The sequence below is a fragment of the Runella zeae DSM 19591 genome (assembly GCF_000423565.1).
GTDB classification, from domain to species: Bacteria; Bacteroidota; Bacteroidia; order Cytophagales; family Spirosomataceae; genus Runella; species Runella zeae.
Genome location: NZ_AUIF01000003.1, coordinates 258,122 through 282,299 on the forward strand (window position 1 = coordinate 258,122; position 24,178 = coordinate 282,299).

22 protein-coding genes are annotated in these 24,178 nt (G+C 40.0%); 14 read left to right on the forward strand and 8 right to left on the reverse strand.

All coding sequences use genetic code 11. The features are described from left to right. The first annotated feature begins 22 nt into the window (after positions 1–22). The 3 genes from argB (at position 23) to G563_RS0101185 (ending at position 2,075) form a co-directional block, all read left to right on the forward strand. Positions 23–838, forward strand: a complete 816-nt coding sequence (argB, locus tag G563_RS0101175) for an acetylglutamate kinase (RefSeq protein WP_028663679.1) — start codon at positions 23–25, stop codon at positions 836–838. Between the two features lie 9 nt (positions 839–847). Then, on the forward strand, positions 848–1,309 hold the full coding sequence (locus G563_RS0101180; RefSeq protein WP_028663680.1) for a RidA family protein: 462 nt from the start codon (positions 848–850) through the stop codon (positions 1,307–1,309). A gap of 220 nt (positions 1,310–1,529) precedes the next feature. Continuing rightward, positions 1,530–2,075 carry a YceI family protein gene (locus tag G563_RS0101185; RefSeq protein ID WP_028663681.1) on the forward strand — a complete coding sequence of 182 codons (546 nt, stop codon included), beginning with the start codon at positions 1,530–1,532 and terminating at the stop codon, positions 2,073–2,075. A gap of 62 nt (positions 2,076–2,137) precedes the next feature. Here the strand turns inward: G563_RS0101185 and G563_RS36645 are convergent, their stop codons facing one another. The 4 genes from G563_RS36645 to G563_RS0101215 all read right to left on the reverse strand — a co-directional run bounded on the left by G563_RS36645 (position 2,138) and on the right by G563_RS0101215 (position 10,141). Beyond that, entirely contained in the window at positions 2,138–3,166 is a 1,029-nt protein-coding gene (locus G563_RS36645) for a lytic transglycosylase domain-containing protein (RefSeq protein WP_169579702.1), read from the reverse strand. Positions 3,167–3,644: 478 nt separating this feature from the next. Beyond that, positions 3,645–5,135, reverse strand: a complete 1,491-nt coding sequence (locus G563_RS0101200) for a GH3 auxin-responsive promoter family protein (protein ID WP_028663682.1) — start codon at positions 5,133–5,135, stop codon at positions 3,645–3,647. A 147-nt stretch (positions 5,136–5,282) separates the two neighbouring features. Then, positions 5,283–7,745, reverse strand: coding sequence for an OmpA family protein (locus tag G563_RS39115; RefSeq protein ID WP_028663683.1), 2,463 nt, complete (start codon positions 7,743–7,745; stop codon positions 5,283–5,285). Between the two features lie 62 nt (positions 7,746–7,807). Continuing rightward, entirely contained in the window at positions 7,808–10,141 is a 2,334-nt protein-coding gene (locus G563_RS0101215; protein WP_084650721.1) for a T9SS type B sorting domain-containing protein, read from the reverse strand. Between the two features lie 733 nt (positions 10,142–10,874). Between G563_RS0101215 and G563_RS0101220 the strand changes: the two genes are divergently transcribed. The 7 genes from G563_RS0101220 to G563_RS0101250 all read left to right on the forward strand — a co-directional run bounded on the left by G563_RS0101220 (position 10,875) and on the right by G563_RS0101250 (position 16,926). Further along, positions 10,875–11,708 (forward strand): MotA/TolQ/ExbB proton channel family protein, encoded by an 834-nt coding sequence (locus G563_RS0101220; RefSeq protein WP_028663685.1) that lies wholly within the window; start codon positions 10,875–10,877, stop codon positions 11,706–11,708. 108 nt (positions 11,709–11,816) lie between these two features. Next, on the forward strand, positions 11,817–12,443 hold the full coding sequence (locus tag G563_RS0101225) for an ExbD/TolR family protein (protein WP_028663686.1): 627 nt from the start codon (positions 11,817–11,819) through the stop codon (positions 12,441–12,443). A gap of 30 nt (positions 12,444–12,473) precedes the next feature. Then, the gene (locus G563_RS0101230; RefSeq protein WP_028663687.1) at positions 12,474–13,043 is read left to right on the forward strand and encodes an ExbD/TolR family protein; all 570 of its coding nucleotides are present in this window, start codon (positions 12,474–12,476) and stop codon (positions 13,041–13,043) included. A 28-nt stretch (positions 13,044–13,071) separates the two neighbouring features. Further along, the gene (locus G563_RS0101235) at positions 13,072–13,899 is read left to right on the forward strand and encodes an energy transducer TonB (RefSeq protein WP_028663688.1); all 828 of its coding nucleotides are present in this window, start codon (positions 13,072–13,074) and stop codon (positions 13,897–13,899) included. Between the two features lie 8 nt (positions 13,900–13,907). Beyond that, positions 13,908–14,126, forward strand: coding sequence for a hypothetical protein (locus G563_RS0101240; protein ID WP_028663689.1), 219 nt, complete (start codon positions 13,908–13,910; stop codon positions 14,124–14,126). A gap of 34 nt (positions 14,127–14,160) precedes the next feature. Continuing rightward, positions 14,161–15,057: a PstS family phosphate ABC transporter substrate-binding protein gene (locus G563_RS0101245; protein ID WP_229598422.1), complete on the forward strand. Its 897-nt coding sequence runs from the start codon at positions 14,161–14,163 to the stop codon at positions 15,055–15,057. 96 nt (positions 15,058–15,153) lie between these two features. Further along, entirely contained in the window at positions 15,154–16,926 is a 1,773-nt protein-coding gene (locus G563_RS0101250; protein WP_028663691.1) for a tetratricopeptide repeat protein, read from the forward strand. A gap of 72 nt (positions 16,927–16,998) precedes the next feature. On the opposite strand, the gene G563_RS0101255 is transcribed toward G563_RS0101250, so the two are convergent. Beyond that, positions 16,999–17,205, reverse strand: a complete 207-nt coding sequence (locus G563_RS0101255) for a hypothetical protein (RefSeq protein WP_028663692.1) — start codon at positions 17,203–17,205, stop codon at positions 16,999–17,001. Positions 17,206–17,320: 115 nt separating this feature from the next. Here G563_RS0101255 and G563_RS0101260 point away from each other — a divergent pair, with 115 nt between their 5' ends. The 4 genes from G563_RS0101260 (at position 17,321) to G563_RS0101275 (ending at position 21,710) form a co-directional block, all read left to right on the forward strand. Continuing rightward, positions 17,321–18,736: a BatD family protein gene (locus tag G563_RS0101260; RefSeq protein WP_028663693.1), complete on the forward strand. Its 1,416-nt coding sequence runs from the start codon at positions 17,321–17,323 to the stop codon at positions 18,734–18,736. Next, on the forward strand, positions 18,736–19,818 hold the full coding sequence (aroC, locus tag G563_RS0101265) for a chorismate synthase (RefSeq protein WP_028663694.1): 1,083 nt from the start codon (positions 18,736–18,738) through the stop codon (positions 19,816–19,818). The genes G563_RS0101260 and aroC overlap by 1 nt, the downstream gene beginning before the upstream one ends. Positions 19,819–19,876: 58 nt before the next feature. Then, a complete protein-coding gene (dnaN, locus tag G563_RS0101270) occupies positions 19,877–21,004 on the forward strand; it encodes a DNA polymerase III subunit beta (RefSeq protein WP_028663695.1) in 1,128 nt (375 codons plus the stop codon). 61 nt (positions 21,005–21,065) lie between these two features. After that, entirely contained in the window at positions 21,066–21,710 is a 645-nt protein-coding gene (locus tag G563_RS0101275) for a TVP38/TMEM64 family protein (protein WP_229598423.1), read from the forward strand. A 51-nt stretch (positions 21,711–21,761) separates the two neighbouring features. On the opposite strand, the gene argH is transcribed toward G563_RS0101275, so the two are convergent. The 3 genes from argH to G563_RS0101290 are packed head-to-tail and all read right to left on the reverse strand — an operon-like array spanning position 21,762 to position 24,170. Then, the gene (gene argH / locus G563_RS0101280) at positions 21,762–23,096 is read right to left on the reverse strand and encodes an argininosuccinate lyase (RefSeq protein WP_028663697.1); all 1,335 of its coding nucleotides are present in this window, start codon (positions 23,094–23,096) and stop codon (positions 21,762–21,764) included. A 32-nt stretch (positions 23,097–23,128) separates the two neighbouring features. Then, complete coding sequence (locus G563_RS0101285) at positions 23,129–23,530, reverse strand: GxxExxY protein (protein WP_028663698.1); 402 nt, start codon at positions 23,528–23,530, stop codon at positions 23,129–23,131. A 55-nt stretch (positions 23,531–23,585) separates the two neighbouring features. Continuing rightward, on the reverse strand, positions 23,586–24,170 hold the full coding sequence (locus G563_RS0101290) for a PD-(D/E)XK nuclease family protein (protein WP_037325750.1): 585 nt from the start codon (positions 24,168–24,170) through the stop codon (positions 23,586–23,588). Positions 24,171–24,178: the final 8 nt, after the last annotated feature.

Consider the following 24,178-nt stretch of genomic DNA (forward strand, 5'->3'; position numbering starts at 1 on the left):
TAACACAAAATGTATAATTGATATGAAACCAAAACTCTTCGTCGTCAAAATTGGCGGAAACGTAATAGACAATCCAGAAGCACTTCGCTCGTTTTTGGAGTCTTTTGCAGGACTCAAAGGCCACAAAATCCTACTGCATGGCGGTGGAAAAATCGCAACACAAGTGGCTGAAAAGTTAGGAATTCCGACTGAAATGGTTGACGGAAGGCGTATTACCGACCACGCCATGCTTGATGTCGTGACGATGGTATATGGAGGTTTGGTAAATAAGAACATAGTCGCGACTCTTCAATCGCTTGGAGTCAATGCCCTAGGAGTGACAGGAGCGGATGCGGGTATCATACGCGCTCACAAGCGCCCCGTCAACGAGACGGTAGAGCCTGTCATCAATTATGGTTTTGTGGGAGATATTGATGAAGTAAATAGCAAGCAAATTCAAGTATTCCTGAAAAGTAAACTTATCCCTATCGTAGCTCCATTGACTTTCGACCCTGTTTTGGGAGTCATGCTCAATACCAACGCTGATACGATGGCGTCGTCGGTAGCAGTGGCATTAGCCGAATTGTACGATGTGAATCTGGTTTATTGTTTTGAGAAAAAAGGCGTGCTTTTAGATCCAGAAAATGAAGAATCTATCATTCCTGTCCTTACACCAGAGCTATACGCTTCTTGTAAAGCTGCGGGAGTGATTTATAAAGGAATGATTCCAAAGCTTGATAATGCCTTTAATGCCCTAAGAAATGGAGTAGGGCAGGTTACGATTTGCCATGCTGACCAACTGCGCCAAGCACTCACCAAAAATACAACAGGTACAAAACTTACAATCCAATCGAATTAATCTATTTCTATGACTCCAGAACAAAATCTTGCCAATCTTGGTATTACCTTGCCTTCTCCTCCCGCCAAAGGAGGAGTGTATACTCCTGTAGTAGTGACAGGAAATTTAGCTTATATTTCAGGGCACATTTCTCTTGACTTGGATGGCAGCCTCATCGCCGGAAAAGTAGGAAGAGATTTGGATGCCGACCAAGCCAAAGAGGCCGCTCGCAAAACAGGATATTTGCTGCTTTCTACGTTACGGTCACAATTTGGCAGCCTTGATCGTATCAATAAAGTAGTGAAAATTTTGGGAATGATTAATGCTATCCCCGAATTCGAGCAACATGCCTACGTCATGAATGGTTGTAGTGAGCTATTTGCCGAAATATGGGGCGATGAAAAAGGGGTAGGCGCACGCAGTGCGGTAGGTATGGGCTCCCTACCTCGAATGGCAGCTATCGAAATCGAAGTGATTTTTGAATTAGCTTAATACTTACTAGGTTTTATAAAAATTAGGTCAGCTCATGGGCTGGCCTAATTTTTTTGTAGAAAATCAAACCAAAAGGTACGTTCAGAGCTAGTCCTTTAAAACACATAAATGCTTAGCAATAAAAAAATAAAAAAAATGTATAAAATGTTTTGACATTATATGTATATACATATATATTTGCATCGTCAAACAAGATTTAAACAAAAAACTTTATACAACAATGGCAACTCAAGGAAAAACCAGCTGGGTGATTGACCCTACTCATAGCGAAATCCAATTTAAAGTAAAACACTTAGTGATTTCGACGGTTACGGGAAGTTTTAAAAGTTTTGAAGGTTCGGCCGAAACCGAAGGTGATAGCTTTGACGGCGCAAGTGTACAATTCAGCGCTGATGTCAACAGCATTGATACCAACATGGAGCAGCGCGATGCTCACTTAAAAAGTGCTGATTTCTTTGATGCCGAAAACCACCCTAAACTTACTTTTGTTTCTACCTCTTTTACCCAAAAAGACGAAGAAACGTACGAAGTTGTTGGGGATTTGACCATGAGAGGAGTTACAAAATCTGTAACACTCACAGCCACTTACGGAGGGTCTATGGTAGACTTTTATGGAAACTCTAAAGTAGGCTTTGAAATTAGTGGAAAGGTCAATCGTAAAGATTTCAATCTTAACTGGAGTGCAGTAACCGAAGCGGGAGGAGTAGTAGTAAGTGATGATGTAAAACTACACGTCAATGTACAATTGGTAAAACAAGCCTCTTAATTTATTGTAGATAGATGATTCAAAACAAAAAGGCCATCCCTACGGATGGCCTTTTTGTTTAATTATGCTAAGCCTGTTTTGGACAGTGGCTGTCGGCCAAGCTTGCTACGAGCTTCCGAAAGGAGCGTTTGCAAGTCGTTGCGGCGGCGAGTGTTCACCCTAGGGGCGCGCCACCATATGAGCCGTTTTCTTTTTTCTTGATTTTGTGCCAATTCCAAATCTTCGTACAATTCTTGATTGAAACGTCTGAAATCACCTTTGCGTTTGAAAGACAGTGGCACTAAATCTTCGAAGCCAGTTAAAATCCCTTCATTAAATGTAGAAGAAAGCACTTCGATTTCTAGTTTGTCTTTGTTAGATGATTTAAGTTTTACTTTAGGAGGCATTATAAGTCCTAAAGCTACGCCATGTCGCATGATGTACTTCTGAAGGCTCAGCCCTTCCTCAACTACTGCTTTATACATGATGGGGCGAGTGAAGAGTTCTTTCGCCGCCAAGACTCGATAAAGGTACTTACGGTTTTCGTTGCTAATCCGTAAATGATAGTAGCTTGTTTTTCCGTGATTCCTCAGATACTTTTTTACCTTAGTGGGGCCTGCATTGTAAGCTGCTGCCACCAACGACCAAGAGCCTAGCTCATTGTAGAGGCTTAAAAAGTATTGACAAGCTGCGTGAGTGGATTTGACGAGGTTTTCACGTTCGTCTACTTTGCTGTCAATGACCAGACCCATTGCGCGTGCAGTGTGCGGCATAAATTGCCAATACCCATATGCTCCTTTATGAGAAATAGCTTTTGGGTTAAGAGCACTTTCAACAACACACAAATATTTAAAATCTCTGGGTACTTGATATTGCTCTAAAATCGGGTCAATGACCTTAAAAAACTTCTCCGCTTTGGCTTTGATTTGGGGTAGTGGTAAGCTAGCCGTGTGCAGCAAAGCCGACTGAAAATAATTAAGCACTTTGTTTTCGTAAACGGGCAGAGGCTCGTCACAAAAACGAATACATGAAGATTCGTTAAAGCCCTCAGCTTTAACTACTCCGCTTGACAATAGAAGCGTTGATAAGATGATGCATTGTCTTCTTTTCAAAACGATTTTTGGTTAGTTAAACAATACGATGCAATACTCAAAAAAAGGCTTTTTTACATCGTTTTTTCATAGCTGAACAGCATAATTAACGTAAAGTTAGTTAAAAATTGTGCAACCGCCAAAAAAATTAAACTAAGAGTATCAGTTAGTTGCAATATAACACCCTAAGTTTTATTACAAAACAAAACTTATTTAACGGTAAAAATAGTATGCCAAACAGTCCTAAAAGTGACGTATTTTTAGAGGTATTTCTAAGTGCATTTTTAGGCTATACCCTAATCAAGTTGTTATTTTAAAACTGTTTTGTTGGAATTTTAAAAATCTTGATAAAAGTATAAAAAATATAGCAAAAATTATACCAAAATGATAGGAGTTGGATGTAAAAAAACTCCCTTTTGGTCATTGTTATGACTCAAAAGGGAGTGATACGAAAAGGAGAAATTCTACAGTGCTATTTTATGAAAAAGTTTGCCTAGCTTTAGAGCCTTACGATTACATCGGCAATTTTTCGGTCATTGGCCAATCGAGGGACTTTGTTTTGCCCGCCCAGCTTTCCTTGGGAGCGCATATAATTAATGAATGCATTCTTTGGTAAAGAATGTATTTTTAAAGGTCTCAGAATACTACCCGCAATCAAGTCGTCATAGTATACGTTGAGTTCGGTAAGACGTTTGTCAATATCTAGCGAAAATTGCGGAAGGTCGTTAGGAGGAGTAGCAAATTCGATCAGCCATTCATGATATGGAAGCCCTTCAGAAGGAGATACCATAGGTGCCACTGTAAATTCCACTACTTCGGTTTCGGGATGCCGCTGCATGGCATATTTTAAAGCTTTTTCTACTTCTTCTCCAATGACATGTTCGCCAAAGGCCGAAATAAAATGTTTGATGCGGCCAGTGACTAAAAGGCGATATGGATTTTTTGATACAAATTTGACCGTGTCTCCTATCGAATATCCCCAAAGCCCCGCGTTGTTGTTGATAATAAGAGCATAGTTTTTGCCAATTTCTACTTCTTCTAAAGACAAGCGTGAAGGGTTTTCGTTGAAAAACTCATCTGTCGGAATAAACTCAAAGAAGATGCCACTATTAGCAAGTAGTAAAAGCCCCTCTGCATGTTGTGAATCTTGATAGGCAATGAAACCTTCCGAAGCAGGGTAGGTTTCGATAGAGTCTATTTTTTTACCTATAGAGTCGTACAATTTGGCACGATAAGGCTCAAAGTTAACCCCACCATATACAAATAACTCAAAAGTAGGAAATACGTCTTTGATAGGTTTGCCTGTACGGGCATTGATTCGGTCGAAATACATTTGTACCCAAGGAGGAATACCCGAAATTAATCCCATAGGTTGATGAATCGTTTCATCGATAATGCGATCCAATTTTTCCTCCCATTCTTCGATACAATTAGTCTCATAGCTCGGCAGCTGATTGGTGCGGAGATAGGCGGGTACGTGATGGTTCGAAATACCCGAAAGCCGCCCCGTCGGTACACTTCCTTTGGTGTCTAGTACAGGGCTTCCAGATAGAAAAATGAGTTTATTATCTAGGAAGTCTGCTTTACCCGTTTCGTTGATGTAGTTGAGTAACGCATCCCGTGCCGAATTGATATGGTTGGGTATAGAATCTTTGCTGATAGGTATATATTTGGTACCTGAAGTAGTACCCGAGGTTTTAGCAAAGTAGAGAGGTTTGCCAGGCCACAGAATATCATCCTTGCCTTCAATAATTTGCTGAACATAGCCTTTAATATCTTCATAATCTCTAACGGGCACTGCTTGCTTAAAATCTTCGTAAGAATGAATGTCTTTGAAGAAGTGGTCTCTTCCAAAAGCAGTGTTTTTGGCTTGATTAACTAGTTTTTTGTACCAAATATTTTGAAAAGCGGGAGCATTGTACATCCAAGTTTGTTGCTGATTGGCAATGTACTTGGCAAGTGGTTTACTTAACGAAGATCGAAGACCCATTTTGTATGCTTTTAGTGTTTGTTATGGTACTTATAATAGAAATAGGAAAGCAACCGTCAAAAATAGACTTTTTATCAATGAACCTCAATAAAAAAGAGAGCAAGGTATATACCCTGCTCTCTTTTAGTATCGAATATGATTGGTTAATTATCTGATTTCTAGTACTTTGAATTCTGTTCTTCTATTTCTTTGATATTCCGCTTCTGTACATATTACGCCATCTACGCAGCCATTGACGGGCATGCTTTCACCCATGCCAGTAGCTTTCATACGAGAGCGAGCTATACCTTTGGATGCCATATAGTCTACGACAGCTTGGGCTCTTTTTTGAGAGAGTATTTTATTGGAGTTTGCATCTCCTCTGCTATCAGTATGCGATAAGATTTCGGCTTGTAAAGAGGGATATCGCTTCATAGTGGCTACGATTTTGTCGAGTTCACGGGCTGCGTCGGGTCTTAAACCTTGTTTTCCTTGGTCATGATAAATATTATCAAGTTGTACAATATCTCCTTTTTTAAGTAGGCCAACATCTTTAGACAATACTTTTGGGGGTGTTTTTTTAGAAACTTTTTTGATTTTCAGGGTATTGGTTCCATAAGTATCTTTTGAATAGATGAGGGTATAATCACAACCTTCCGAAATTTCAAATTCATACCTACCGTCTGGGCCGGTGATAACTTCATATATTTTTTTGTCACACTCATTTCTGAGCTTTACCAGTACTCCTTCAATAGGTTGACTGTTGGTTTCTGTCCTGACTACTCCTTTTACTTTAGAATGTTTTAAAATTTGGAGAGAATCATTCGCGGAAGTTTTTTTTTTTTCTAAGTTGGAAGTTGTCATTGGTTCTACTCCTGTAGGTTGGCTAATACTTACTTCCAACCTTGTAGGTTTATCATCGGTAAGATGACGGGTAGAGAAACCCACAGTATTATCGATAAATCCTTCTTTAGACACCGAAAAGACAAAATCATTGTCGGAAGCTAAGCATAGATGTGCCCATCCATTAGAGCTTGTTTTTAGCCCTTTTTCTAAAGGTTCTCCGCCGATTTTAGACCGTACTGTGATAGTTGCTCCTTCTAGTGGCTGCATAGATTCGCTTTCAAATACTTTGATTAGAAGTTCTCGGCATTCATACATAGAACTCTCGCGCGTAAAACGATAAATATCGTCATCGCCCTCTCGACGGTTACTACTAAAATACCCCATTGTCCGAGCGCCATCTGTTACTAGTCCAAAATCATCTCCTTTGGAATTGATAGGAGCATCTAGGTGAATTACTTCAATAACTTTTGTGCCGTCTTTACTCAAAATGGCATAGTACAAATCCATCCCCCCTAAGCTACCTTTACGGCCTGCGGTAGAGAAATAAAGATTTCCTCGGTCATCTACAAAAGGGAATAGTTCATCTTGCTTGGTATTTAATGTTTTACCTAGATTGACAGGAGAAGTCCATTGACCGTTTTCGAGACGAGAAACATAAATATCTTTGCCTCCTACGCCATTGGGCATATCTGATACAAAATACAAAAGGTTGCCGTCTTTGCTTAAGGAAGGATGGGCGGTGGAGTAGTCATCGCTATTGAAAGGAAGTTCTTTGATGTTGGTCCAATCATCAGTGCCCCATTGTGCGCTATAAAGTTTAAGTTTGACATTATTGTCTTCACTTACGCCTTTATGTCCTTCGTTGAAGTTGTTGCGGGTAAAAATAATCTGCGAGCCGTCAGCGCTAAAAGTAGCAGGGCCTTCATGAAAACGAGTATTGAGGGCTTTACTAAAAGGAACAGGTTTGCCTGGGCGCACCACTTCACCTTTACTGCCTCGTAGGTCATCGAGTCCGTAGCTGTTATAAGTACCTAGGGATTTTGAATCATTTGAAGTAACACGAGTGTAAGCATCCGAACCTAGTCGTCGTCCTTGAGTGCGAGGAGGTTTGGTATTGTCTTTAGCTTCTTCTTCTTCACCTTCAGCATTCAATGAGCTGATTGATTTTATCTCATCTGGTTTTGCAATATAAAACAGGTCTAAATATCCTTTCTCAGGTGCTTCGGATGAGATAGCAGCTGGTGCCTTACCTGATACAAAAACAAGTCCGTCTTTAAAATAAGCGGGACTAAATTCCGCATTTGGAGTGTTGATAGCTAAGTAATCCAGACGGTAAGTGATTTTACGTTTGGTCAAGGTTAGGGATTCTTGACTTTTTCTATCTTCAGCCGCTTTTGTAGTTTCATAAAGTTCATAGTAGCGTTGAGAGGCCTGCATGTCACCATTATTGGCTAAGACTTTGGCATAATGCAAATAATGGTATATAGAAGCCCCTTTAAGAATACTATTATCAGCTAGGGCTTTTTTATAAAATTCTTCTGCTTTTGGGCTGTCTCCTAATCGGAAGTAGGCATAAGCCATATTTAACTCCGCTTGATGACGTTGTTCAAGAGGAGCCAAGCCATTTTCTAGTGCTTCTTGATACAGGGCAACAGCTTTGGCATAAGCTTGTAAATCAAATTGGCGATTGGCCTGTTGTAGCAATGTTTCACGAAAAGGCTTTTGAGCTATTACTGTCGTCATTGCAAATAACGTAACCAAACAAAGATATTTTAATTTCCTCATGGGGGTATATGGTTTTAAGTCCCGTCCCTGTTTTTGTAAATATTAGTTTCAACGAATTGTGATTAGCGACTTATTGTCAAAAACTTAGATAATTCTCGACCATCACTGAGCTTGACACTATAAAAATAAGTGCCAGCAGGAAGAGCGTTTTGGGAAGATATTCCTCCATTCCAGTCATTTTTGTAGTCGTCGGCAGTATAAATAAGACCTCCCCAACGATTATAGATTTCTAGAGAGGCACGTAAGTTTTGAGGTTTTCTGATAATCAAGAAATCATTGATACCGTCAGAGTTTGGAGAAAATCCTTCTGGTATAAAAACATCATTGTCTTTTCCATTTAGGCTGTTGAGAGCTAGAGGGGTGGGAGTAAGGTCATCACTTGGATCTTGATTTTGATTGATGTCAGGCCAGTTGCCGTTGGTGGATTGGTCAACTAAAGTATGACCATTGATATCAATGGCAGAGACAAAAGCCGTATTATTAAAAATACTATCTGTTGCGTTGGTAAAGTCAACCTTAGCTATCACAGATAACGTAAGCGCCTGCCCTGCCGCAAGAGAGAGGGTTTCGGGTACCAAAAGCTGATAATGATTGTTGCTTCCTTGATAAGATGTATCGACGAGTGGCGAACTTCCTACTGACGGCTCGAAAATTTTTACGACAGTAGGAGTGAGAACAATTGCACCACTCCGAAAAGTTTTATCTAGGCTGTCTATGACTTGTATTTGTTTTAGGATATTACTGCCCATATTCACAACCTGAATTAAGTATTCGATTTCGTAGATATTAGCCCCAACACTAGTCCACCCTTTTAAAGTTTTATTGATACCTACCATTTCTTTTGCTCCACTTTGGTTAGGTTGAAGCGTGAGGTATGTGATATCGCTTCCTGCGTGGCAAGGCCCTTCAGCGTCAGGATCATTACTGACAAAACTGATTGTTACTTTTCCGGCCTGACGGTCTTCAGAAGAAGGTGTATAAATGGTAGTGAGACCATTAGTAGTACTAAAAGTACCCGTACCATTACTAAGCCATTGGGCGCTGCTTGCCACTCCCCCTATTGAGCCTTCTAATAGGTAGTTGTTAAGGGTAGTTTGCTCCGTTTTGGTGATTTTTGCCGTAGCGGGATTGGTCGTACAAAGTGCAAGTGATTGGGTGCAGGCTTGGAGTTTGACACTAACAGCCGCTGGCTCGCTCAGACACCCAGTAGCCATATGACGGGCAAAAAAGTAAAAAGTACGATTTTCACTAATAGCTCCCACTTCTTTAAGAGAGAGAGAGCTAGCAGAAGAACTAGTATGAACTTCGTAGGTTATCCCCTCAGGTGCTTTTTTGAGTAAAGCTGACGACAAATCTACCGTAACAAATGGGCATTGGTTTGTCATTTCGGTGACGACTTCTGGGCGTGAGGGTATACTGCTGCCTACATATACTTTAAAGGCCTGAGAAGGACTACTTTTACAATCGCCACGTTTGCAATAAGCGATGTATTGGGCGTTTTCTAAAGGAGTGACTGTAATAGACTGCCCTTGCATTCCGTTGTCCCATTCTACAATACCTGTGCAACCCGTGGCGGTTAAGATAAGATTTTCGCCCGCGCAAAGAGTATTTTTTGAGGCACTAATAGTGGGAGGAAGGGGAGGCACTACCGACACATACATACTGCTCTTGACAATATTACAGGCGGTGCTTTCGCAATAAGCCCAATACTCCGTTGTATTTTGGGGCGAAACACTAATGCTACTACCTGTTTGGTTAGTAGACCATCGAATTGTCCCGGCACAATTGCCTTGGGCTGTCAAAGAAGTCGTCTCTCCAGCACATATTGTAGACTTGGTGGCCGTAAGTTTTAAAGGCTCTCCGCCCATTATGGTAATGATAATATCATCCGAAAAACAGCTAATACACCCTTCATTGCGGCAAGTAGCTGTATATTTAGTGGTATTGGTAGGATATACCGTAATTTCGTTTCCGGTGCTTCCATTAGACCAAATCACTTCTCCCGCACAGCCTGTTGCATTGAGTGTTACCGACTCTCCCAAACAGATTTTATTGTTTGATGCTTTGATTGTGGGAGTAGCAGGGGTATTGATTAAAATAGTAATACTATTAGAAAGTGCGCTTTTACATTCGTCCTTTTGGCAATAGGCAGTATAGCTAGAAGTTTGGGTGGGGTATACAAAAACAGAATTGCCTGTTTTTTGATTTGACCATACTACTTTACCTTCACAGCCTGAAGCCTTTAACAAGACAGCTTGCCCTGAGCAACTGATACTTTTTTCGCTACTTATAGTAGGCGTCACGATGCCATCACAGTCACTGGCATGACTCGCCCACAAAGTTTGGGCTAGTAATGTACAGGCGATTAAAAAAGTCTTTTTTAAGGAGGATTTCATAATGAGGGCTTAAATCATAAATCGTGCCAACTATGCCTTATTGAAATTTGATTATGTACAAAAAATATACTTATTTGGCATCAAAGAGCGAGAGTCCCAAAATATTGACTATTGTAAAAAAGTACCCTTAATGCATTAAAAAGTAATGCATAAGAAGCCTAGGAAGTGAAAAAATGAGAAAATATAAAAATTTTAGAGTGTAAGTTTAATCTCTCAAAACTTCCATATACCATCTCGTAATATACCTGAAAGTGAGATTGGTATACTTGTTACTTGAGAAGTGGGAGACACCCAAACAGTTTGGTGAAAGTATTTGATATGACCAATTTTGGTAGAGTAAAACTAAAACGAAACGTACTTTGGATTAAATTCTTAGTAACATTAGAAGGTATACAAAGTAGAGACGGGTCTCTGAGAGACACAAGAAGAAAAGCAAGTTAAGTATGGTACGGATACTATGGAAGAAGTAAGAAAGAGGACAAAAAGAGGCAAAAAAATCTTATTATTACTCATTGGTGATGATAGATTTTAAAAAAATTAAAAAAAACTAATAGACTGATAAGCAGTTTTTTTTCTGAAAAATCATAGCTTTGTACCGCATTTTTTGTAACTATTTTAAAAAAATGCCAACAAAAATTTTCTTGGTGAAATCATTAACCATCTAAAATTTTCGTTTTCTTTACAGCGCAAACACTTAAACTATTTTTTCAATTAAACCCTAAAAGTAAGTCTGATGGAAAAGAAGGCTACATCTCCCGCACCGGCCAAGGCGGCCGCTCCTAAAAAATCAGCTGGTGGTCTCAACCCCATTCTGGTCATTCCTGTATTGTTGGTTATCGCGTACTTGGTTTATCAATACATTTGCGGTGACCCTAGTCACTTCGTAGATGGCGACCACGAGAAGGGACCAAAATCAGGTGATTATTTCGGTATCGTTTATGAAGGGGGACCCATCGTACCTTTGTTATTTACCTGTTTCTTAACGGTATTAGTATTCTCAATTGAGCGTTTCTTTATCCTTGGCCGTGCCAATGGGTCTGGTTCAATTGATGAGTTTGTTCGCAAAGTAAAATCTCTTCTTGACAAAAATGAGATTGAGGCTGCTATCAAAGAGTGCGACAGACAAAAAGGCTCAGTAGGTAACGTAGTAAAAACAGCTCTTCACAAGTTCATTGAGCTTCGTACCGAAACTGAGTTAACTAAAGATCAAAAATTGGCAGCTCTTCAAAAAGAAGTTGAAGAAGCTACTACCCTTGAGCTTCCAATGCTTGAGAAAAACTTGACTATCATTGCGACTTTGGCTTCAGTATCTACCTTGACTGCTCTTCTTGGAACGGTATTGGGTATGATTCGTGCATTTGCCGCTATGGGTAATACAGGTGCTCCTGATACAGGTGCTCTTGCAACAGGTATCTCTGAAGCTCTTGTAAACACGGCACTTGGTATCGGTACTGCTGCTATTGCAACTATCATGTATAGCTACTTCACTAGCCGTATTGATACATTGACTTACAAAATTGACGAAGTCGGATTGAGCATTCAACAAAACTTCTCAGCTCACAACTAATGATGAGAGCTGCAAGCAAATGTGATATATAAAAAAATTATATATAAATATTTGCTTAGTATTTGTTATTGTTTTATATTTGTATTGTCAATTTAAACCGAAAGTATTATGCCTGCTGTAAAACCCAAGCGGAACTATCCGATGATGGATATGACGGCAATGTGCGACGTAGCTTTCTTGTTGCTGACCTTCTTTATTTTGACGGCTCAGTTTAAAGCACAAGATGCGGCTACTATCGAAACGCCATCTTCTATCTCGGCTATCAAAGTTCCCGATAAGGATATTATGATTATTAGCATAGGCAAAGACGGAAAAGTGTATTTTGGGGTGGACAATCAGGTAACTCGCCTTGGTATGTTGGAAAATATTTCTCAAACTGAAGGTATACAGTTTACTGACAAACAAAAGAAAGTATTTTCACTCCAAGCTAACTTTGGTGTCCCTATCCGTTCTTTACCTCAATGGTTGAATGTAGGAGTAACTAACCCTGACAAAATGAAGGAAGTTCCTCAGCCAGGTATCCCTACAGACTCAACCGCCCAAAATGAGTTGGCTAAGTGGATTTATCAAGCTCGCCGTGCCAACAAAGATTTGCGTATTGCAATCAAAGGTGATAATGTAGCGAAATTTCCAGTGTTTAAGGATGTAATGGCATCATTGCAAGCTCAAAACATCAACAAATTTAACCTTATCACCGGAACAGAAGCACCACCAGCGGGCTGGAAAGCAGATTAATAACCAAACCACTATTAAAATTTTAAAGAAATGGCAGAAATAGCACAAGGTGGTGGTGGCGGACATGGTGATAAGAAAGTCCGCAGTAAAAAAGCCTCGACTCGCGTAGATATGACTCCGATGGTGGACTTGGGCTTCCTGCTCATTACGTTCTTCATCTTGGCAACTACACTTAGCAAGCCTTCATCAATGTCATTGGCGGTGCCTGATAAGCAGACTGATGTAAAAGAACAACAGTCAGAGCCTTTGAAAGCGTCTAAAGTATTGACTCTTTTTTTAGGAAAAGACAACACTGTATGGGCACTAGATAGAATTGCTGCTGATGACGATAAAGCCAAAACTGATTTGAAAAAAATCTCTTACGGCCCAGATTTGCGTACTTTGATTTTTCAATCTCAAGCACAAGTAGATCGTGAATTTGGAAAAGATGACAAAGGCCTTAGTCAGTTTGTGGTGGTTATTAAGCCTTTGAAAAGTAGCACTTACAAAAACATGGTAGATGCGCTTGATGAAATGGCTGTAACCAAAAGCAAGCGATACGCCCTTGTTGATGTACTTACTCCTAGCGAAAAAGAACTTTTAGGAGATAAAGCAGATTAAATTGTAATCAAAAAACTATCCAAACGCAATGGCTGAAACTAAAGCATCCGCGGTCACTCTCGATGATATTATATTCGAGAATCGCAATAAAGCGTATGGTGCGTATGACCTCCGGAAAGCATATCGTCCTACATTGACCAAATCCATGTTTATTGGTATCGGTTTGTTTGTATTGGCGATGCTCTCTCCAGCTCTCATCAGCTTGATTCCGAAGCAAGAAGAAGAACAATTCATGCAGGAAATTGACTTGATGAAGATACCACCACCACCAATTGACCCTAATGAGCCACCACCGCCGCCGCCACCACCAGTGGAGTTGCCTAAAGTGGCTACTATCAAGTTCCTTCCTCCCGAAGTAAAGAAAGATGAGGAAGTACCAGAAGAGTCACCTCCACCAGTAGTAGAGGAGTTGGAGAAAGCAGCAGTAGCTGATAAAACACAAGAAGGAGATGAAAATGCTGAAGAAGCTATTATCGCTCCTGAAGAAACTGCTCCCGTAAAAGAGGAGGTAAAAGTAGTAGAAGCTGCTCCAGTGGAAGAGCAAATCTTCCAAGTGGTAGAGCAAAACCCCGAATTCCCAGGTGGGATGGCCGCTTTAGGACAATACTTAAGCAAAAACATTAAGTATCCTGCCGCTGCCTCTCGTGCCAACGTATCAGGTAGAGTATTTATGACATTTGTAGTAAATACAGATGGAAGTATTCAAGATATTTCGGTACTAAAAGGCCTTGGATTTGGTTGTGACGAAGAAGCTATCCGCGTAGTAAAAGGTATGCCTAAATGGAAACCTGGAAAGCAATCTGGTCGTAACGTACGGGTGAAGTACAACTTACCAATTAGCTTTGTATTGGAGTAAGATAATATATGAAGCGTAAACCACTTCATAATCGGCTCATGGCATTATTGTCAATAGCCGTTGGGCTGGCATATTTTGGAGGAGGCCTCTTTTTGGTGGCCTCCTCCGCTACTTTTGGTATGTTACCATCGGGAATTTTAAGATACTTATTTGGAGCATTGTTGATAGTGTACGGAGGTTATAGGTTTTATCGTGGATATGATCAGCAAAAAAGTGAAGATTCATAGGTTTTATTTATATGTATTAATAATTATAGCCTTTATGGGCTATGAGTTGACTTCTTGCAAAAAACCGGAAGATTCGACTTCTCACGGTACTATTGCTATTGCCTCTGACGAATCGCTTCAGCCGATGGTGGAGCAGATTACACAAGCATATCAACATACCTATCCCGAAACACACTTCAATGTGTTGTACCAACCTGAGCAAATCGCCATATCTATGGTGTTGAGGGATAGTGTTCGACTGGCTTTTATCACTCGTGAACTTACAAGTGATGAACAAAAAACCTTGAAATCTCAAGGAATTCGCTATAATCCTCAACACATCGCTACCGATGGTGTTGCTCTTCTCACCAATCGCACCAATACCGATAGCCTCATTACTATACAAGAATTGTCGTCTGTATTTAATGGTAAAACAAAAACGTGGGAAGCGCTAAAAGGAGGAAATCAAAAAGGGAATATCACATTGGTTTTTGATAATGCAAATTCTAGCAATCTCAACTATGTGATGACCAAATTTGGTTTGACCAACATCCAAGGAATTAATATTTTTTCGGCAGGTTCTAATAAGGCTGTTATTGAATATGTAAGACAAAATCCTAGAGCGCTTGGTTTTATTGGCGTAAATTGGCTTAGTGACGGTGATGCCCCGCTTACGGCAGAGCTATCCCAAGGATTGAGAGTGATGGGAGTTGCTTCCAAAGCAGATGCTACTTTAGACGAATATTATCAACCTTTTCAAGAAGGCTTGGGTCTTAAACGTTATCCTTTATCGCGAAAAGTATATGTGATTAGCCGTGAAATGCACTCTGGCTTAGGAAGTGGACTACTCAATTATATAATGCGAGATGTTGGAAGTTTAATTATTGAAAAATGTGGCCTTTGGCCCGCAAAACCATTTAATCGAGAAGTAATTTTAAAGAAAGAGATATAAAATTTTTCGATTAAGGCACAATTTTATAGTTTTGTTTCCCGTTTCTGAATCACAAATTTTTTTTATCACCCCACATTTACAACAACCTACTGAAAGATGAACATTAGATTCAAATCGTGGTTAGTAGCGTTTTCCGCAAGTGCGTTCGTTTGCAGTCAGGCTATTGCCCAAGATGTTGCTACTGGTTTAAAACAATTGGATGGCAATCAGTCATGTTTGGCTAAAGAAACATTTGAAAAGTTGGCGACGGCCACACCTTCTGCTGAAAATCAATTTTATCTAGGTTATTATTATCTACGCACCAAGCAGCCGGATCTCGCTAAAGGAGCCTTTGAAAAAGGCTTAGCAGCTGATCCGAAAAGCAAAGATAACCTCAACAAAGTAGGACTAGGAGCTGTGGCTTTGGCTCAAGGAGATCGTACTAGTGCTCAAACTACCTTCGCAGAAATTTTAAAAGCAACCAAAAATAAAAATATCGAAGTATTACAACGTATTAGCGAAGCTTATACGGGATATGTTATGATTGACTCTATGAAGCCAATCTATAAAACAACAGACCCTGCTCGTGCCGTTGAACTTGCCGATATCGCTATTGCATTAATGCTTAAAAATGGTTCTAAAAACCAAGAAGTTTATATGTCAAAAGGTGATGCTTTCTTCTTAAAAGGAGAAGCTGGCCCGGCTGTGTCTGCCTACGAAGATGCTATCAATGCAAACCCTAGCTTAGGTGAAGCATTTGCAAAAGTAGCAAAAATCTATTGGGCTGGTCGCAACTATGAACTGGCACAAACCAACTTCAAAAAAGCAATCGAAGTAGATCCTGATTACGCACCTGCTAATAAAGAATACGCTGAACTTTATTTCTTTGTGCGTCAATATAAAAATGCATCTAAATTTATGGATGCTTATGTAGAAAAGTTGGGTGCATGTGCTACTGATGATGAGATTCTAAGAAGTGCCCAATTCAACTTTGTTGCCGAAGAATTTGGAAAAGTAGGCCCCAAAACTACGAAAGTGATGCAAAGTGGTCGTGACAATGACGTATTGTATCGTATGTTGGGATGGGCTGCTTATAAGGAGAATCAATATGAGAAAGCGATTGAAAACTTGAAGAAGTTTTTACAAAAAGCTCCTCAAAAAGCTATTGATAACGACTACCGCTATCTCGGAAATTCGATGTTGAGAGTTACACCAGCAGATACTGCGGCAGCTATTGCTAATCTCGAAAAAGCAGCAGAAATGGATACTGTAGAAAATGGCTACAAAGAAATTGCGGCTTTCTACAATGGAGCTAAAGATTATGAAAAGGCGATTACCTATTACGAAAAAGCCTTGAAGTGGGAAAAGAACCCTTCTTTGCAAGACCTTGTAAACCTTTCGTTGCCTATTTATAACGTAGCAAACCGTATCTTCCCTACGGGCGCTGATTCTGCATCTTTGCGTGAAAAGAAACGTGACTATTTCTTAAAAGCAGATTCGCTTTACATTCAGATGATTGAGCGTAAGCCAGACTTCTTGTATCCCTATGCTCAGCGTGCCAAAGCCAACTACTTTGCATACACTAGAGAAGAAGTAATGGAAAATGGTAAAGCGATTCCTTTGATGGAAAACTACATAAAATTAGTAGCTGCTGATACTGCTCCAATGGATGATACCAAAAAAAGTAACTTGAAGCTTTTCTACCAAGTTTTAGGAGCCTATGCTTTCACTGCACAAAAAGATGAAGCTAAAGCAAAAGAATGGTTCACAAAACTCTTGGAAATAGATCCAGGAAATAAAACAGCGACTGAGTTTTTGAATCCGCCGGCGCCTGAGCCTGCTCAACCTGCCGCCAAGACACCTTCAAAAGCTCCAGCCAAAAAATCTTAGGCTAGCTTTGGTCATAAAAAAAGCCTCTCGTAGCTGATACGAGAGGCTTTTTTTGCACCATAAAAGTGATTATTAAACCACGAGTTGATGCCTACTAAAATACTGATTAAGAATGACGTGGTATTTGTCACTAAAATGTTCATAACACCAAGCTTTAAGCTTCTTAACGTCATCGGGCAACAACACTTTTAGTGCTTTACGTAATTCTTTTTCAAATAATTTTTTGTCAAAACTGACTTTCACAAGTACAAGCTTGATAAAATCTAACATAGTTGCCATAGCAGGTTCAGAATTTAGAAAGAACAATTGTGAGGATGGAGCACTCTTTAAAATTAACGCATAATTATAGAAATTATGTTAAAAGGGTCTATTAATTTTGCATTAATACTTCGCGATGAAAATACACGGCAAATATATACTTTTTTTTACTTTTTTTTGCATTATACTTACAGTAGATGCCCAAAATACCGAAAACCCTTTTTTGGTTGAATTTACGGGCACTACCATCAATCTTCAAGAGCCATTTACGATTTCAGTCAAAATCACAGGGTTTGATCAAGCACCTTTGGTAACATTCCCTGACAACATAAAAAACTTTCAAAAAAGAGAAAGTTCCCGCTCAAGTCTTACCAATAAAATCGGCGGTAATACGCTTGTAACCTATACAATTTCTCAAAACTACTATCCACTTAAGGCTGGTACTTTTGATACTGGCCCTATCGAAATTTTGGTAAACAAGCAGGTACTTAGGTCGGAAGGAACAGAAGTGGTGGTCGAAGCTAGTAAAGTTGAAAATGAAGAGGAGGAAATGGATGTAGCTTCCCAAATTACGCCCGAAATGCAAAGTGAGGCAGCCCAAGGGGCTTTTTTGGTGGTGGCGGTAGACAAAAGGCGAGTATATGTACAGGAAGGCTTTAATCTTCGACTTTCGCTGCTCGTATCCGAAAACAATGCCACTGATATGGAGTTTTATGAGGTCGAAAAACAACTTGAAAAAGTCTTGAAATCGCTTAAACCAGCGAGCTGTTGGGAAGAAAATTTTGGAATTCAAGAAATACCGACCATTCCGGTTGAGATTGGAGACAAGCGTTTTATGGAATACAGAATATACCAAGCATCTTTTTTTCCGCTCAATAATCAAACTATTCAGATTCCGACAGTAAGTTGGACGATGAAAACGGTCAAAGAAAATGCCTCAGGGGAAGAAGTAGCGGCGTTACAGACTTTTACTTCTAAGCCATTGTCTATCAATGTTCTAAACCTTCCTCCTCATCCATTGCGCAATCAAGTAATCGTGGGAGATTTTAGACTTGAAGAAAAAATTAGTAACTATTCCTTAGAGACAGGCAAGAGTTATCAATATGATTTTCGAATCAAAGGAACTGGCAATATTCAGGCCATAAGGGAACCAACGTTTTCAAATAACTCCTTGTTTGATATATATTCTCCTGATATTATCAACAATGTACTGAGACAAAAGGGTAAGATAGCCGGAGAAAAAATCTTTAGTTATCAAATTATTCCTAAACAACACGGAGAGTTTGATTTGAATAACCTAGTTTTCTGGGTTTATTTTAACACTAAAAAACAATCATACGATACGCTTCACTCTAACTTAAAACTAGTAATAACGGGTGAAGATATGATGACAACTCAGCTAGCTACCTCAGAAGCCGAGTCAATTTATATGGGAATTGAGCAATGGGATTCGGCAATAGCCGTTGTCAATTATCAAATGATAATCAGAAACATAGCTAATATTTTAGTTGTGTTGATGTTGATTGGAATGATTTATATTTTTAAAAAATAATGAGTAGCACTTACGGAAAAATTTTCAAAATAGCCACTTTTGGCGAGTCGCATGGGGCGGCTATTGGGGTAATAGTAGAAGGATGTCCGGCTGGGCTAGATTTTGACTTGGAGTTTATCCAGCAAGAGCTAGATCGACGTAAGCCAGGGCAATCACGTATCACTACTCAGCGGCGCGAAGCTGACACCGTGCAGGTTTTGTCAGGGGTTTTTGAAGGAAAGACCACTGGTACTCCTATTTCTATGGTTATCTGGAACGAAGATCAGCGGAGCAAAGACTATTCGCACATTTCACAGCAATACCGACCTTCACATGCTGATTATACCTATCAAGCCAAATATGGGGTAAGAGACTATAGAGGGGGAGGAAGAAGCTCTGCTAGAGAAACAGCAGCGCGGGTAGCGGCAGGAGCATTAGCCAAAATATTACTAAACCAGCTGGGAGTGACTGTCCAAGCCTATGTATCTCAAGTAGGAAAACTCAAACTATCGAAACCCTATCAAGAACTTGACTTAAGTTTGACAGATACCAACGCGGTGCGCTGTCCTGATCCTGAGATGGCTCAAGTTATGTTTGACTATATTGATGAAATTCGAAAAAAAGGTGATTCCATCGGAGGAGTAATAAACTGCGTCATTAATGGTACACCAGTAGGATGGGGAGAACCAGTATTTGACAAACTACATGCCGAATTGGGAAAAGCTATGCTAAGTATCAATGCTGTCAAAGGTTTTGAATATGGTAGCGGCTTTGAAGGGGTAGAATTATTAGGTTCGCAGCACAATGATGCCTTTTATACCGACGAAAACGGAACAGTAAGAACCCGCACCAATCATTCGGGAGGTATACAAGGAGGCATCTCAAACGGCGAAGATATTTTCTTTAAAGTGGCTTTTAAGCCGGTAGCTACCATCATGCAAGACCAAGAAAGTGTAAATCAAGAAGGCGAAAAAATAGTAGTCCAAGGCAAAGGCCGTCATGATCCCTGTGTGCTGCCCCGTGCGGTGCCCATCGTAGAAGCAATGGCGGCTCTTGTGTTGGTTGACTTCTATCTTAGAAATAAGGCCGCCCAATACTCTTAATTTGATTTAAGCTTGATTTTTATTAATTTTGTTGATTAAATAATATCTAAATCTAGCTATGAAATTCATTGTATCGTCGTCAGTGTTGTTAAAACAACTCGCGACTATCAACGGCGTCGTTTCTACCAACCCGATTGTTCCTATTCTCGAAAATTTTCTTTTTCAACTAGATACTAATCTATTGACTGTTACGGCTTCTGACTTGCAAACCGTAATGATTACGGAATTTCAGGTAGAATCGTTGGATAAAGGGGCTATAGCTATTCCAGCCAAATTATTATTGGATACGCTTCGTGGCCTACCAGAGCAGCCGATAGCAGTCAATGTGGATAACGATACTTTTGGAATAGAGATTGTTTCGGACAATGGCCGTTATAAACTTGCGGGTGAAAATCCCATTGATTTTCCTAAAATTCCCTCGGTCAATCGTTCGTTTTCGGTAGAGTTGTCGTCTGTAGCTCTTCAAAATGCTATTGCAAATACCATATTTGCCACCAGTACTGATGAGCTTCGGCCAGCTATGACAGGGGTATTTTTACAATTGGGTTCAGATTATGCCACCTTTGTAGCTACGGATGGGCACCGTTTGATTCGTTATCGCCGTTATGATGTCAAATCGGTAGTAGATACTACGATGATTATTCCACGTAAGGCTCTAAATCTGCTGAAGTCTTCTTTGCCCTCCGAAAATGTTGTGGTAAAAGCAGAGTTTAGTCAAGCCAATGCTTTTTTTAGCTTTGCCAATATTAGGATGATTTGCCGTCTGATTGACGAGCGCTTTCCTGATTATGAAAATGCGATTCCGACCAATAATCCCAACGTATTGACCATTAGCAGAGGAGAGATTCTGAATTCTTTGCGGCGTATTTCAATTTATTCAAATAGAACCACTCATCAAATTCGCCTGAAACTGACGCCACCAAATCAGCTTGTGATTTCGGCGGAAGATTTAGACTATGCCAATGAAGCCAATGAACGTTTGCTTTGCGAGTACAATGGAGATGAAATGGAGATTGGTTTCAATGCTAAGTTTTTGATTGAAATGCTCAACAATTTAGATGCTACTACCTTGTCTTTTGAGTTGTCGGCTCCCAATAGAGCGGGGATTGTGATTCCGATGGAAAAAGACGATGATGAAGATATATTGATGCTAGTGATGCCAGTGATGTTGAATACCTATGCTTAAGAGATTTAGGTAAATTTGCAGCCTTTTGACCAGAGTTATGTCTTTTAAAAATATTTCCCTGATGCCGAGTCTCTCGGCATTTTTTTTGACAATACTTCCATTCCTAACAAGTTCGTTAGTAGGTGCGTGGATTATTCAAAACGAAAATTTGATTGCTAATTTTCATACTTATGAATGGGTATTGGTATGTATAGGTTGCGCTTTGGCTTGTGCTGTAGCATTAATTCCTCCCACTTTGTTGGCCTTTGGATTTGGGTATTTTTTGGGATGGAAGGCTATTGTACCTCTGGTATTGCTTAATCTAATGGCTATTGGGCTAGTTTATGTTTTTGTAAGGCAGTTGGATACCGATGTTTTATTAGAAAAAGTAAAAAAATACCCTAAAGTAGCGAAGGTACTGAATAGAGTACACAAGGATGAATTTACTTTCGTGTTTTTTACGAAATTATCCCCAGTCTTGCCTTTTGCCCTCACCAACTTGGTTTTTGCACTTATGAAAGTAAGATTCAAGAATATAATGCTAGGTGGTTTTTTGGGGATGATACCTCGTACTGTACTAGCGGTATGGGTCGGACTAGAAGCACAAGAGATAAGACAACTCATCGAAAACCCCAATCAAAACGCTACGAATAAACTGTGGGTGATAGCTTTGGTGGTAGTGTCGGTTGTGGGGTTGTTGAGATTATTTGTAAAGCCAAAAGACTAGGGGAGGGGTTTCCACTCTCCATTTTAGAAAATAGAGAGTGGAAATAAAAGATTATTTTAACAGTTCTTCAACAGCTACATGTACTTTATCAAAACCGAAACGCTGCATTTCGGCGTCCATAAGATTAGTGATTTGGTCGTTGCATAAGTTGCCAATACTTCCTTCGTGCGTATGCTTTAAATCGCGGGAGGCTTGGTAAGTACCTTCGTTGATTTCCTTTCCTACTTGTCGATAAGCATCTCTGAAAGGTACCCCTTGTACTACTAGCTCATTGACCCTTTCGACGCTAAATAATAAATCGTACTTAGTATCGGCCAGAAGATTGGGCTTTACTTGCAGATGTTGGAGCATAAAGTGAGTAATGTCGAGGCAGTCGAGTATTTCGTCAAAAGCTGGCATGAGCAATTCTTTCAACAACTGCATATCTCGGTGATAACCCGAAGGCAAATTGCTCATTACCATTGTGATTTCGGTAGGCAGTGCTTTCAGTCGATTGGTTTTGGCGCGTAATAGCTCGGCTACGTCAGGATTTTTTTTGTGAGGCATGATGCTGCTTCCCGTCGTGAGGTCGTCGGGAAGAGTCACAAAAGCAAAGTTTTGGCTATTGTACAAGCATACATCCATTGCTAATCGAGACAAGGTGGCTGCTAAAGCGGCAATAGCCGTAAGAGCCGTTTGTTCGGTTTTCCCGCGCGACATCTGCGCATACACTACATTGTAATGGAGGGTTTCGAAGCCCAACAATTGAGTAGTCATGGTACGGTTAAGCGGGAATGACGAACCATAGCCCGCTCCTGAGCCCAAAGGGTTTTTGTTGGAAAGTTTATAAGCGGTCTGAATCACGCTCATGTCATCTACCAAAGCTTCGCCATACGCCCCAAACCACAACCCAAAAGAAGAAGGCATGGCAATTTGCAAATGCGTATAGCCCGGTAAGAGGTCGTTTTTGTGTTGATTGGAGCGTTGAATCAACAAATCGAATAATTTTTTAGAGGCTAAAGCGACTTCTTCTAGGCGGTTTCGGGTAAAAAGCTTCATGTCCACCAAGACTTGGTCGTTGCGTGAGCGTCCGCTATGTATTTTTTTTCCTATATCGCCGAGTTTGCGGGTAAGGAGTAGCTCTACTTGCGAATGTACGTCTTCTACGCCGTCTTCTATTTCAAACTTTCCTTGTTGGATTTCTTCATAAATGGTTTTTAACTCTGCTTTTAGAAGAGTTAATTCTTCTTTTTCCAATAATCCTACGCTTTTGAGCATGGTGGCATGAGCGATATTGCCCAATACATCGTAGGGAGCCAAATATAAATCCATTTCACGGTCACGTCCGACGGTGAATTTTTCGATTTTCTCAGAGATAGAGGTAGTTTCTTTTTGCCAGAGTTTCATTTTAATTTAACCACTAAGGCACTAAGTTATCACTAAGGTAAAATAGAGAAAAACTCATTTACCATAGGCTTAATGCTTTTTGTGATGTTTTCGGTATGAAAATTAATGAGCAATCCTTTAGGTTTTTGTAACAGTTTCATATAAGTTAATAACTGCGCTTCATAAAGTGGAATTAGATTTTCTACAGCCTTTAATTCTACCACGACACAGTCATTTACTAATAAATCTAATCGTAATTCAGCATCTAATCGAACGCCTTTATAAGTGATAGGAACGCTCAATTGCCTTACTATTTGGAAACCTTTTACTTTGAGCTCTTGCACAAGGCATATCTCATATACCGATTCCAATAGTCCTGGCCCCACTTGTTTGTGAACTTCTATAGCACAACCTACAATTTCGTAGGCTACTTGATTGACTTCTTTTTTAGTCATTTCTTAGTGCATCTTAGTGTCCTTAGTGGTACAAAGAGGATTAGGCGTCGCAAAGTTACTTTTTTCTACTAAAAACCTTGGCATCAGTAATCAAATCTCTATGCTCGCTAAGAAAGCTTTTGAAGCTATATACTTCTTCCAGTTGCCCTTCAAAATCAAGGCTAGTTTCGTACACTTCTTCATATACTTGTGCAAAATCGGTGATTAAATACCTCATTTGCTTAACACCTCTCGTATAAAGTGCAGGAAGGTAGAAGTTTTGGTGGTCTTGCTGAAAGCGATTGGCCTCGTAATGAGAGGTAGTTTTGAGATCAAGGGCTTCTTTGCGTCCTAGTACATCCACAAAACCATAAATCAATACATCGTTGATTTGGTATTGACAATACACTTGGGTTTGGACGATGGGTTTGGGAAGACGCTGACGTACTTCGGCTAAGATATTGGCATCAAACTGGTCTTCGCCAATGCCTTTCAATACTGCATCCTCAAACGACACTCCACGCAACTGAGCCTCGGTTTGGGGAATGGGTACGCGATTGATACGGTCAATTAGCTCTTGTTTATTTATTTTCCCTTGCAAAAATCGCGAATAAGTGTTGAGCAAAGATGGGTAAAAGCGATATTCAATCGGCAACTTCATGCAATGAA

Bases quoted from the DNA above. Each gene is read 5' to 3' on its own strand.
- G563_RS0101225 (WP_028663686.1), top strand. From the start codon at position 11,817: ATGCCTGCTGTAAAACCCAAGCGGAACTATCCGATGATGGATATGACG.
- aroC (WP_028663694.1), top strand. From the start codon at position 18,736: ATGAGTAGCACTTACGGAAAAATTTTCAAAATAGCCACTTTTGGCGAG.
- dnaN (WP_028663695.1), top strand. From the start codon at position 19,877: ATGAAATTCATTGTATCGTCGTCAGTGTTGTTAAAACAACTCGCGACT.
- argB (WP_028663679.1), top strand. From the start codon at position 23: ATGAAACCAAAACTCTTCGTCGTCAAAATTGGCGGAAACGTAATAGAC.
- G563_RS0101185 (WP_028663681.1), top strand. From the start codon at position 1,530: ATGGCAACTCAAGGAAAAACCAGCTGGGTGATTGACCCTACTCATAGC.
- G563_RS0101250 (WP_028663691.1), top strand. From the start codon at position 15,154: ATGAACATTAGATTCAAATCGTGGTTAGTAGCGTTTTCCGCAAGTGCG.
- G563_RS0101275 (WP_229598423.1), top strand. From the start codon at position 21,066: ATGCCGAGTCTCTCGGCATTTTTTTTGACAATACTTCCATTCCTAACA.
- G563_RS0101255 (WP_028663692.1), bottom strand. From the start codon at position 17,205: ATGGCAACTATGTTAGATTTTATCAAGCTTGTACTTGTGAAAGTCAGT.
- G563_RS0101200 (WP_028663682.1), bottom strand. From the start codon at position 5,135: ATGGGTCTTCGATCTTCGTTAAGTAAACCACTTGCCAAGTACATTGCC.
- G563_RS0101220 (WP_028663685.1), top strand. From the start codon at position 10,875: ATGGAAAAGAAGGCTACATCTCCCGCACCGGCCAAGGCGGCCGCTCCT.
- argH (WP_028663697.1), bottom strand. From the start codon at position 23,096: ATGAAACTCTGGCAAAAAGAAACTACCTCTATCTCTGAGAAAATCGAA.
- G563_RS0101285 (WP_028663698.1), bottom strand. From the start codon at position 23,530: ATGACTAAAAAAGAAGTCAATCAAGTAGCCTACGAAATTGTAGGTTGT.
- G563_RS39115 (WP_028663683.1), bottom strand. From the start codon at position 7,745: ATGAGGAAATTAAAATATCTTTGTTTGGTTACGTTATTTGCAATGACG.
- G563_RS0101235 (WP_028663688.1), top strand. From the start codon at position 13,072: ATGGCTGAAACTAAAGCATCCGCGGTCACTCTCGATGATATTATATTC.
- G563_RS0101290 (WP_037325750.1), bottom strand. From the start codon at position 24,170: ATGAAGTTGCCGATTGAATATCGCTTTTACCCATCTTTGCTCAACACT.
- G563_RS0101230 (WP_028663687.1), top strand. From the start codon at position 12,474: ATGGCAGAAATAGCACAAGGTGGTGGTGGCGGACATGGTGATAAGAAA.
- G563_RS0101245 (WP_229598422.1), top strand. From the start codon at position 14,161: ATGGGCTATGAGTTGACTTCTTGCAAAAAACCGGAAGATTCGACTTCT.
- G563_RS0101215 (WP_084650721.1), bottom strand. From the start codon at position 10,141: ATGAAATCCTCCTTAAAAAAGACTTTTTTAATCGCCTGTACATTACTA.
- G563_RS0101240 (WP_028663689.1), top strand. From the start codon at position 13,908: ATGAAGCGTAAACCACTTCATAATCGGCTCATGGCATTATTGTCAATA.
- G563_RS0101260 (WP_028663693.1), top strand. From the start codon at position 17,321: ATGAAAATACACGGCAAATATATACTTTTTTTTACTTTTTTTTGCATT.
- G563_RS0101180 (WP_028663680.1), top strand. From the start codon at position 848: ATGACTCCAGAACAAAATCTTGCCAATCTTGGTATTACCTTGCCTTCT.